General features: G+C 68.3%; 8 protein-coding genes and 1 pseudogene. 1 reads left to right on the top strand and 8 read right to left on the bottom strand.

What is annotated here, in order from left to right:
• Positions 1 to 103 (top strand): annotated as a pseudogene (locus tag ACWEF2_RS26555) (MerR family DNA-binding transcriptional regulator); the annotation flags it as partial.
• Between the two features lie 770 nt (positions 104 to 873).
• On the opposite strand, the gene ACWEF2_RS26550 reads toward ACWEF2_RS26555, so the two are convergent.
• The 8 genes from ACWEF2_RS26550 to ACWEF2_RS26515 form a co-directional block, all read right to left on the bottom strand.
• Positions 874 to 2214 carry a Fic family protein gene (locus tag ACWEF2_RS26550; RefSeq protein WP_453819052.1) on the bottom strand — a complete coding sequence of 447 codons (1341 nt, stop codon included), beginning with the start codon at positions 2212 to 2214 and terminating at the stop codon, positions 874 to 876.
• Between the two features lie 199 nt (positions 2215 to 2413).
• Entirely contained in the window at positions 2414 to 3835 is a 1422-nt protein-coding gene (locus tag ACWEF2_RS26545; protein ID WP_453819051.1) for an aldehyde dehydrogenase family protein, read from the bottom strand.
• Positions 3832 to 5463, bottom strand: a complete 1632-nt coding sequence (locus tag ACWEF2_RS26540) for a 5-guanidino-2-oxopentanoate decarboxylase (RefSeq protein WP_453819050.1) — start codon at positions 5461 to 5463, stop codon at positions 3832 to 3834. The genes ACWEF2_RS26545 and ACWEF2_RS26540 overlap by 4 nt, the downstream gene beginning before the upstream one ends.
• 1 nt (position 5464) lies before the next feature.
• A complete protein-coding gene (locus ACWEF2_RS26535; RefSeq protein ID WP_453819049.1) occupies positions 5465 to 6313 on the bottom strand; it encodes an NmrA family NAD(P)-binding protein in 849 nt (282 codons plus the stop codon).
• The gene (locus ACWEF2_RS26530; protein ID WP_453819048.1) at positions 6310 to 7377 is read right to left on the bottom strand and encodes a Glu/Leu/Phe/Val dehydrogenase dimerization domain-containing protein; all 1068 of its coding nucleotides are present in this window, start codon (positions 7375 to 7377) and stop codon (positions 6310 to 6312) included. The genes ACWEF2_RS26535 and ACWEF2_RS26530 overlap by 4 nt, the downstream gene beginning before the upstream one ends.
• An 87-nt stretch (positions 7378 to 7464) precedes the next feature.
• Positions 7465 to 8226 (bottom strand): amino acid ABC transporter ATP-binding protein, encoded by a 762-nt coding sequence (locus tag ACWEF2_RS26525; protein WP_355593557.1) that lies wholly within the window; start codon positions 8224 to 8226, stop codon positions 7465 to 7467.
• A 4-nt stretch (positions 8227 to 8230) separates the two neighbouring features.
• Positions 8231 to 9256 carry an amino acid ABC transporter permease gene (locus ACWEF2_RS26520; protein WP_355593555.1) on the bottom strand — a complete coding sequence of 342 codons (1026 nt, stop codon included), beginning with the start codon at positions 9254 to 9256 and terminating at the stop codon, positions 8231 to 8233.
• On the bottom strand, positions 9256 to 10119 hold the full coding sequence (locus ACWEF2_RS26515; RefSeq protein WP_453819047.1) for a transporter substrate-binding domain-containing protein: 864 nt from the start codon (positions 10117 to 10119) through the stop codon (positions 9256 to 9258). Before ACWEF2_RS26515 ends, ACWEF2_RS26520 begins: the two co-directional genes overlap by 1 nt.
• Between the last annotated feature and the right edge of the window lie 562 nt (positions 10120 to 10681).

Below are 10681 nucleotides of genomic sequence, written 5' to 3'. Positions count from 1 at the left end.
AGGAAGACTCACCAGCATCCGCACCCTCGGCGGACACCGCCGCTACCGCCAAGCAGAAGTCCTCGCACTCCTGGCAGACAGCACACAGAAACGCGGCAAGTAACGAACCACCACCCGGAACAGCCCCTCCACCCCCGGGCGGCTCGTGACGATCCGCTCCGCGAACCGCCCGGGCAACCACCCCCTGTCTGAGCGGTTCCCGCTCACGCCGTCCAGGTCGCGGTCGTGCTCCCCGCGCACGCGGGGATGGTCCCGCCTCTACCAGACCGAGACACGGCCTGCCATCGTGCTCCCCGCGCACGCGGGGGGGTTGTTGCGCGTCACGATGATGATCGTGAACCGGTTCTCGTACTCTCCGCGCACGAGGGGGGTGGTCCACAAGGATGCCCTGAGGGCCCGTCGGTTAGTGCTCCCCGCGCACGCGGGGATGGTCCCCCCACCGACAGGGGGCGGGAACCACGCGGTTCGTGCTCCCCGCGCACGCGGGGATGGTCCCGCGCTCAAGCTCAGGGCCGAGAAGATCCACATGTGCTCCCCGCGCACGCGGGGATGGTCCCCCACTGCGGGGGAAGGGTGCTGCCAGTTGCTGCTAGTTGGTGCCAGGCTGGTAGATCGTTTCGCGGGATCCCTCCCGGCCGCCGCGATCTGCGTCGCGACGGCCGGGGCCGGAGCGGCACGCGCCGGCGGACGTCCTGCCACAGACGTATTCATGACTTTTTATGAAGGAGGGATGTTCCGCTCCGATATGGAAACTCATCGTACGGTAAGAAGCACATCGAGGGCGGCCGCACAGCGCGGATCCGTCGGCCATGTGCCCCAGAAGCTCTGACTTGCCTCGTGATTTCATATACGCGACATCCGGGCGGAGCATGATTATTGACTTCCGAGTTTTGTGATTAAATCGACCTGTGGAGTCCAGGCGTACTCTCTGCCGGTTTTCCTTCTTATGAGAAGGCCGCGCTCCTGTAGTTGGATGAGATCTTTTCGTGCTGTCTCTCGTGCTACATCATGGCTTGTTCCGTGTGATACGACGGTGTATCGAGCGCCGGGATTCTTGATCGCGTTTTCGAGGATCGCTAGTTGGCGATGGTTGAACTCTCCCGGCATGCTCGCCAGAGATCGCTGAAGATCGCGAAGCTCGAATATCTTTCGTTTTAGGTATTCATGTAGATCGTTGATCGCTCTTTGGGTGACGGAGAGCTGATGCGTCAAGAAGTAGGTGAGATCGTTTTCGTCTTGCTCGCTGTACAGGAAGCTTCTCCCGTACTGTGCCGGAGCGTTTTTAATGATTCGGGATATGGATATGAACTCTGCGAGCCAGTATCCCTGGTTGAGCATCGACCAATAGAAGAGAGCCCTGGCGGTTCTGCCGTTGCCGTCTTCGAACGGGTGCTCATATGCGAGCATGAAGTGCACGATGAGGGCGCGTAGTACCGATGGAACGTAGGTGTCGTCCAGTATGCCGTTGGCAAAGTCGCACAGCCGCTGAACTCTTTGAGGTAGCTGTTCGGCCGAAGGTGGTTCGTGAAGCAGCTCGTCGGTCTGTTCGCTGTATACGCCGATTCTTTCTTCATCGGGGCGTTGAAACCTGCCCGAGGCATCCGGATTGTCTATGGCGTTCTCGGTGAGGATCCAATGTATCTCCAGAATGAGATCTATTGTTAGGGGTTGCGACTGAACTTCACGTATTCGCTGCATCGCGCGATAGTTGTTCAGGATCATCTGCTCGCCGCGGGTTCTCGGCTTGCGCCCGGTCCTGATCATTTCTTTCGCGTCTCTTCGGGTTGTCGTAGCCCCTTCGAGTTGGCTCGATGTGATGGCCTCTTCCATTAGTGAATTGACGATGTGCCGGTCTCGGGTCGAAGGGTTGGTGACCTGCTCGCTGATGCTTATTTGGCCGCTGGCGTTCCGGTTTACCTCCTCGATGCCCTTGAGAATTTCATCGGTCACCGCGTAGGTGAATGAAATCTCCCGCTTGTCGACCAGCGGAAGCCTGCGCTGCATTCCAATTCGGGATACCTTTATCGCGGCCCACCATTCGTGGTGCGTCAAACCTTCCGGTGGGGTGAGGCGGCGCAGTTTATCCCATGGATAATATGGCTGTGCGACTATGTTTGAGGCATAGGTGGTGAATATCTGTATCATCCTGTGCGGATCTTTTTGTAGCCCCTCAAGGATTTTGTCGACCGGCGGGGGCGGCGTGGGCATCTTCATGACGTGACCTCCAACTGCCAATGCTAGCTGGACTGGTAGTTGGAGGTCGGGTGAAGCGCGCGCTGGGCTAGAGCCGCGTGATCTTCAGGAAGTCCGCCGTGAAGAGGTGGGGCTGCTGCCAGTTGCTGCTAGTTGGTGCCAGGCTGGTAGATCGTTTCGCGGGATCTCTTCTCCGTGCGGGAGGTGGGTGTTCGCCACATTAGAGCTGGATGGATTTGACCTCGCAGAAGTCGGCGATGCCGTGGGGGCCGAGTTCGCGGCCCGTCCCGGACTGCTTGTAGCCGCCGAACGGGGCGGAGAAGTTCCACCGGCCTCCGTTGACGTCGACCTGGCCGGTCCGCAACCGTCTGGCGAACGTCGTGGCGCGGCTCGCGTCGGCGGACCACACGGCGCCGCTCAGGCCGTACTTGGTGGAGTTCGCGATGGCGGCGGCCTCGTCCTCGTCGTCGTAGGCGAGCACGACGAGCACCGGGCCGAAGACCTCCTCCTGGGCGATCTCGGAGAAGGGGTGGGTGCCCGAGACCACCGCCGGCCGGACGTAGTGGCCGCGGTCCGGCAGATCGCCGGTCCCGGCAGGTTCCACCCGGGCGCCGTTCGCGACGGCCCGTTCGACGAATCCGAGGACGGTCTCCCGCTGGCGGGCGGACACGACGGGTCCGAGATCGGTGGCGGCGTCCAGCGGGTCGCCGACGCGGAGCCCGGCGGCCAGTTCACCGGCGTAGGCCACCACGTCGGCGTAGTTCGACCGGGGCACGATCAGCCGGGTGCAGGCGCTGCACGTCTGGCCGCTGTTCACCGTGGCCGAGCGGACGGTCCACCTGGTCGCCGCCTCGAAGTCGGCGTCGGGGAGCGCCACCGAGGCGGACTTGCCGCCGAGCTCCAGCAGGCACCGCCGTACGTCCCCGGCCGCGACCTCGGCCACCGAGGTGCCCACCGCGGTCGAGCCGGTGAAGGAGACCACGTCGACGCCCGGGTTCCGGGTCAGCGCGTCCCCGACGACCCGGCCGCTGCCGAACACCACGTTGAACACGCCGGGCGGCAGCCCCGCGTCACACGCGGCCTCGGCGAGGGCGTAGGCGGCCAGCGGGGTGAGTTCGGCGGGCTTGAGGACCACCGTGCAGCCGGCCGCGAGCGCGGCGCCCACCTTGGCGGCCATCTGGTGGAGCGGATAGTTCCACGGGGTGACGCATCCGGCGACCCCGGCGGACTCCTTGAGCACCAGGGAGTTGCCGATCCGCTCCTCGAACGGGAAGTCGCGTACGTCCCGGGCGAAGGCGTCCAGGTCACCGAGGGCCAAGGGTACGTGCACGTCCCCGGCGAAGGTGACCGGAACCCCGAGCTCGGCCACCGTGAGGTCGACCAGCTCCTTCTTCCGCGCGCCCAGGGCATCGCGCAGCGCGCCCAGGGCCTCGGCCCGCTGTGCGGGGGAGGTCGCCGACCAGTCGGGCCAGGCGCGGGTGGCCGCCTCGACGGCGAGATCGACCTCCTCCCGGCCGCCTCTCGCCGCCGTGCCGATCGACTCCCCGGTGGCGGGGTTCTCGATCGCGAGCAGCTCACCGGCGGCCGGGGTGTACCAGTCGCCGTCGATGAAGTGCTCGCTCCGCCTCCACGATCCGCTCATCGAGCCTCCTCCACGGCCTCGGCCTCCGGGACCACGATCACCGTCGGACGGTCCGCCTTGAGGGCCTCGCCCAGCAGCCGGGCCAGTTCGGGCACGGACACCTCCGGTACGGCGTGCGCGTGGCAGCCCATGCTCCTGGCCAGTCCGAGCAGGTCGACGGGGGGCAGGTCCACGGCCTGCACCCGGTCGCCGCGGACCTTCATCTGGCGGCGGATCTCGCCGTACCCGCCGTTCTCCACCACGATCACCGGGAGCGGCAGGCCGAGCGCCGAGGCGGCGGCGAGTTCGGTCGCGGTGAACATGAATCCGCCGTCGCCCTCCAGCACCACCACGGGCCGGTCCGGCGCCGCGATCACGGCTCCGATGCCGGCGGGCAGCCCGTAGCCGAGGGTGCCGAACCCCGTCGGGTAGAGGTAGCCGCCCGGGGTGTGGCTCCGCAGGTTGCCGAGAGCCCCGTAGTAGCAGGCCATCGTGCTGTCACCGGCGAGCACGCCGTTCCGGCCCAGGGCGCTCTCCAGCGCCTCGACGATCCAGAGCCAGGGGCCGCCGCGCGTGCGGGCGTCCGCCCGCAGCAGGTCGCGCCAGTGGGCCGCCCTCCGATGGCCGTCCCGCGCGTCGTCGGCGTTTCCGGTGTTCTCAGGGGGGCCGAGTCGGTCGAGCAGTCCGGCCAGGGCCTCGCCCGCGTCGCCGAGCACGGCCACCGCCGGTCGGCCGTTGGTGACGACCTGCACGGGGTCGACGTCGATGCGGACCAGCGGGACGTCCCCGGGCACGCCGCCGTACCACATGTCGGAGGGGGCCAGCTCGGTCCCGACGGCGAGCAGCAGGTCGCAGGAGGCGAGGAAGTCCTTGACCGGCGCGGCGGCCAGGCCGGCGCCGAGGGCCAGCGGATGGTCGTCGGACAGCACGCCCTTGCCGTTCATGGAGGTGACGACGGGGGCGCCAAGCCGTTCGGCCACCACGCGGAGCGCGGGGGCCGCGTCCGGGCCCACCCCGCCGCCGGCCAGGATGCCCGGGGCCCGCGCGCTCCGCAGCAGGTCGGCGGCGCGGTCCAGCTCGGCGGCGGGCGGGGTCAGGGGGCGGACCGCGACCGGCGCGCAGGCCGGTGGGTCGCCGCTCGCGTCCAGCAGGTCGAACGGGATCTCGATGTGTACCGGCCGGGGCCGTCCCGAGCACATGGTGGCGAAGGCGCGGGCGACGGCGACGGGGATCTCGGCGATGCTCTCGACCCGGTGGCTGTGGGCGACGATCGAGTCCAGGGCCGCCGACTGGTTTTTCATCTCGTGCAGCTCGCCGTTTCCCGTGGCGGGGTGCCCGGTCGGCATGCCCGGTGAGACGACCAGCACGGGGACGGAGTCGGAGTACGCCTGGGCGAGGGCGGTGGCCGCGTTGAGCAGTCCGGGCCCGGTCGTGGTCACGCAGACGCCCGGCCGCCCGGCGACGCGGGCGTAGCCGTCGGCCGCGAAGCCGACGCCCTGCTCGTGCCGGAGCAGGATGTGCCGGAGGCCGGTCTCGGCCAGCGCCGCGTAGATCGCCAGGTTGTGCGTGCCCGGGATGCCGAAGACCGTGTCGACGCCGTGCGCGGCCAGTGCCTCGACGAGAACCTGTCCGCCGGTGCGTTCGGCCATGTCAGGCGTTCCTCGGCGCGAACTCGTCGGCCGCGAAGGCGGCCAGGCTGATCGGGGGGCGGCCGAGGAGCTCCTCGACGTCGCCGGTCAGTTCCCCGGCCACGTCCGCCTTGATCCTCTCGAAGTGGTTCAGCAGGGCCGAGACGTGCGCCGGGGGCAGGCCGAGCCCGCTGAGATACTCCGACATGACCTCCTCGGAGACGTCGACGTAGCGGATGGGCCCTCTGCCGGCCCGTGACAGCGTCTCCGCCACCTCGGCGAAGGTGAGGGACTCCCCGCCGGTCAGCGTGTAGGAGCTGCGGGCCGGCAGCGGGCCGGATATGGTCCGCGTCACGCAGGCGGCGATGTCCCTGGCGTCGATGAACCCGATCCGGCCGTCGCCGCCGGGCGCCCAGATCTCGCCCTCCTTCACGATCGAGCGGGCGAACATGCCCACCGTGAAGTTCTGGAAGAACCAGCCGGGCCGGAGCGAGAACCAGGTGAACCCGAGCCGGTCCAGCGCGTGCTCGATGCGCAGCGCGGGAAGGTCGGCGTTGAGCTGCTCGGCGTTCTTCACCGACAGCAGGCCGATCCGCTCGATGGAGCCCTTCTCGGCCGCGAGCTTGAGAAACTCGATGACCTCCGCCGACACGTCGTACCGGCCCTTGGCCTGAGGAACGATCCACATCCTGGTGGCGCCGTCCAGGGCCGCCCGCCATGTGCCGCTGTCCAGCCAGTCGAAGGCCACGGTGTCGGCGGCGACGCCGGAGGGGTTGCGGCACGCGGCGCGGAACGGCTCCCCGGTCTCGGTCAGTCCCGCCACGACGTGCCGTCCTACCTTGCCGGTCGCTCCGGTGATCAGAGTGGTCATGCCCCCGCCTCGCCCTTCATTCGCCGTTCCGCCAGATCCACCGCGACCTCGGTCGCGGACCGTCCCTCCTCCGCCGCCGTGCGGAGGATCGTCTTCACGGTGTCCCGGCACGTCGCCACGGCGGCGCGGGCCCGGTCGACGTCGAATCCCAGCCGCTCCTCCAGGCAGTGGACCACCCCGCCGCCGTTGGCCGCGAACTCCGGCACGTAGGCGATGCCGCGCTTGCCGAACGCCGCCTCCACGCCGGGGTCGGCGAGCTGGCCGTTGGCCGCGCCGCAGACCACCCGGGTGCGGGCGGTGGCGGCGAACCCCTCGGTCAGCGTGCCGGAACCGGCGCACGGGCAGTAGGCGTCCAGCTCGGTCTCCTGGAGCCGGGCGAGGGAGTCGACCACGCCGACCTCGGGGAACCGCCGGGTGATCTCCTGGCGCAACGCCTCGGACGGGTCCATCGCGGTGACGACCGCGCCCTCGCGCACCAGCAGTTCGATCAGGTGGGGGCCCGACATGGCCAGGCCCTCGACGCCGACGCGCACGCCGGTCAGGTCGCCGCTGCCCGCGACCGCCTCGAAGGCGCCGCGCAGGCCCTCAAGCACGCCGTACGCCACCAGTGGCTCGGGGCTTCCCGCGCCGCCCCGGTCGGCCGGGAGGCCGGTGACGAACTCGCACTCCTCGGCCACCACCACCAGGTCGGCCGAGCTCATCCCCCAGTCGGGGGTGAGGATGTAGCGGCCGTTGAGCGACTGGACGAACCTGCCGAAGGCGTGCAGCAGTTCCTTGCTCTTGACGGTGGCGGGGTCGCCGATGATCGCGCCCTTGCCTCCGCCGCACCGGGCCCCGGACAGGGCGCTCTTCAGGCTCACGGCACGGGAGAACTCCGTCATGTCCATGATCGCCGCGCCGATGGAGGGATAGTTCTGCATCCGGGTACCGCCGAGGGATCGCCCGTATCTCGTGGAGTCGATCGACAGGACCCCGCGCAGACCGGATGCCCTGTCGGAGAAGACGATGGTCTCCTCCGACGAGCCCAGGGCCCGCTCCAGCGCGTCAGTGGATATCTCTTTCACGGGGACGACCTCCCACCGGCCGCGTGCGCGACCGGCTATCGCGTTCTTACTTTGGTCTGCGGTGGTGTGCGGCGCCCGGCCGCCCGCCTACGGGCCGGCCGGTACGACACCCGGCCTGGCGGTGAGGACCCGGCGCAGGAACTGCCTGGTCCGCTCGTCCTCGGGGGCCGAGAGGATTCGCTCGGGAGCGCCCTGCTCGACGATGTTCCCCTCGGAGAGGAAGACGATCCGGTCGGCGACCTCGCGCGCGAAGCTCATCTCGTGCGTCGCGAGGGCGAGCGTCATGCCGTCCGCCGCGAGCTCGCCGATGAGTTCGAGCACCTCGCCGACGATCTCGGGGTCGAGTGCCGAGGTCACCTCGTCCAGGAGCAGCACGCGAGGCTGCATCGCCAGCGCGCGGGCGATGGCGATGCGCTGCTGCTGACCGCCGGAGAGCCGGTCCGGGTGTTCGGTGGCCTTGTCCTCCAGGCGGACCCTGGCGAGCAGTTCCCTGGCGACGTTCTCGGCCTCGCGCCGTCGCATCCCGAGCACCCGCCGGGGCGCGAGGGTGATGTTGTCCAGCACGTTCATGTGCGGGAACAGGTTGTACTGCTGGAAGACGATGCCCACCCGCATGCGGAGCTGGTCGGCGTCGCCGTCGTCGGCCCAGATGTCCTGGCCCTCGACGAGGATGTGGCCGCCGTCGATCGGCTCCAGGGCGTTGAGGCAGCGGAGCAGGGTCGACTTCCCGCAGCCGGAGGGCCCGATCAGGCAGACGACCTCGTGCTCGTCGATGTCGAGCGACAGGCCGGACAGCACGGGGGTGCCGCCGTAGGACTTGTACAGGTCGCGGATCTCCACGTACGCCATCAGGTCACCCCCGCGCCAGTTCCCGGCGGCGGCGCCGGGTGCTGAGATAGTCGGCCAGCCGCGTCAGCGGAATCGTGATCGCGAGGAAGCAGAGCGCCGCGCCGGTGAAGGCGCTCAGGCTCGACTGGTTGATGGCCTGGATGTTCGCCTGGTTGACGGCGTCGAGAAGGCCGATGACGGTGACCAAGGACGTGTCCTTCTGCAGGCCGATGAAGTAGTTCAGCAGCGGGGCGAACATGTTGCGCATCGCCTGGGGGAGGATGACGAACCGCATCGTCTGCCCGTGGGACAGGCCGAGCGAACGGGACGCCGCGGTCTGGCTCCAGTGGATGCCCTCGGTCCCGCCCTTGATCACCTCGGCGGTGTAGGCGCTGTAGTGCAGCGTCAGCGCGATGACCACGTACCAGAAGTCGGACAGGTCGTTGAGCAGGGGCAGGTTGGTCCGCTTCAGGCCGTAGACCACGATCAGGATGACCACGATGGACGGCAGCCCGCGGAACACGTCGATGTAGGCCGCCGTCAGCCAGCGGATGAGGGCGGCGGGCCGTCCCGGCAGGGTACGCAGGATCGCCAGCAACGTCCCGAAGAGGAGGATGAAGACCTCCGCCGTCAGGAAGAGCTGGATGTTGAGGACGAACCCCTCCAGAACCATCGGCAGGGTGTCCCTGAGGACCTCAAGGTCCAGGAACGCCCGGGAGACCGCGTAGTTGTTCGTCGCGAGAAGCGCGTAGACGAAAAGGAGGGCGTAGATCGTCGCGCCGATCCCGAAGGTGTGCGTGACCAGGCGTGACGCCTTGTTGCGCAGCTTGATCGCCGTCGAGGGGTCGGTCTTGCCGAGCCGGTGGGCCCGCACCAGTCCCCAGGCCGCCACGAGGCCGAGGGGCGGGAAGGCCACCACCGCGACGATCGCCGCGACCATCTGCGCCGGCTTGACACGGACCGCGAGCCGCGGGCGCTCCTCGGCGCCCGCGGGGTTGCGTGTCGACCGTTCGGTGAGCGTCATGTCGCTCTGCTCCTCCACGGGGCTCATCAGAAGGTGATGGAGGGCAGCGTCTTGAGGTCGAGCCCGTTGTAGAGCGGGGTCACGTACTGGCCGACCCACGTGTCGATGGCACCCGAGTCAACGATCTTGTTGAGGGCGGTGTTCACGAACGGCGTGTTCTTGGAACCCTTGGGCAGCTGTACGGCGCTGCACAGGCCGAGACTCTTGGCGTTCTCCGGGTTCAGCAGGACGATCTTGCTCTTGCCCTTGAGCGGCTCGGTCAGCGCGTCGGCGGAGACCCGCTGCAGGCTGATGTACTCGGCGTCGATCGCCCCGTCCTGGAGTCCCGCGGTCAGCGCCACCGGCGAGGTGTAGCTACGGGCGTCCTCGGCGGGCTTGATGCTGTTCAGCATGAACGACTCGTTCACCGAGCCGGTGAGCAGCCCCCACTTGAGGGCCTTGGCGTCCTCAAGGGTCTCCAGCTTCTTGCCGTCGCGGACCAGGGCCGCGTTCACCGGGGAGTAGTAGCAGTCGGTGTAGTCGTTCACACTCTTGCGCTTCTCCAGGGTGATGATGTTCGCCACCGCGATGTCGTACTTGGTGACCTGCCCGGACATCAGCGCGGCGAAGTTCGTGTTCACGAACTCGACCTTGCCCATGCCGAGCTCCTTGGCGAGCTGGTTGGCCAGGGCCCAGTCGACGCCCCCCTTGAGGGTCTGGGGCGTGTCTCCCTCCATGACCCCGGGAGCCGGGAAGACCGTGGCCACCGTGAGCGTGCCGGCCGTGACGGGGGTGAAGGCCGACGCCTCGGCGGAACTGTCGGACTCGGTGTTCGTGGTTGACGACGAACAGCCGGTGAGAACGACGAGCGCGATGCCGGCCAGGAGCAATCCGGGTGGCTTGAGGTTCATGGTGGGCTCCTCGACAGACGAGTACTGGAGAGTCGTTTCTCTGGCGGCCACGCTGCGGAGTGCCGGGCCGCTGGGGGTGCGCACGCGTAGTTCGCGGGCGAACGAGGAAGGAAGAGGGAAGGAGGTCCAGCTAGGGAAGGGTTTTGGGGCTCCCTTGTTGGAGTCAGACGATACGGATGCGCGCACGGCAAGTCAAGAACATTCCATGAAAGGCAGTATTACCCTTTGAAGTAATGAATGATCCAGCCTCCCCGGCGCTCCCCGCCCATGCGGCAGACGCCCCGGACACCGTCCTCCACCAGGCAAACGGCGCCGCCCGCCCCCTCCGCCGAGCACCCCCGCACCCCTCTCCCACACCATGTCCCGGTCCCGGCGAGCACCCCCGCGCTCCTTTCCCCTGGCACGTTCCCGCTACGGCGAGCGCTCCCCGCACTCCCTGCCTCTGGCACGTTCCCGTTACGGCGAGCGCCCCTGCGCTCCTTTCCCACGGAGAGGCTTCAGCTACGGCGGTACCTTCGAGCAGACCGTCAACGGATCGCTTCAGCCTCCAGGCGTTCACTGG

It is taken from the genome of Streptosporangium sp. NPDC004631 (genome assembly GCF_053601935.1).
Note: the sequence above shows the minus strand (reverse complement) of the source record. Positions and strands in the feature narration are given on the sequence as shown.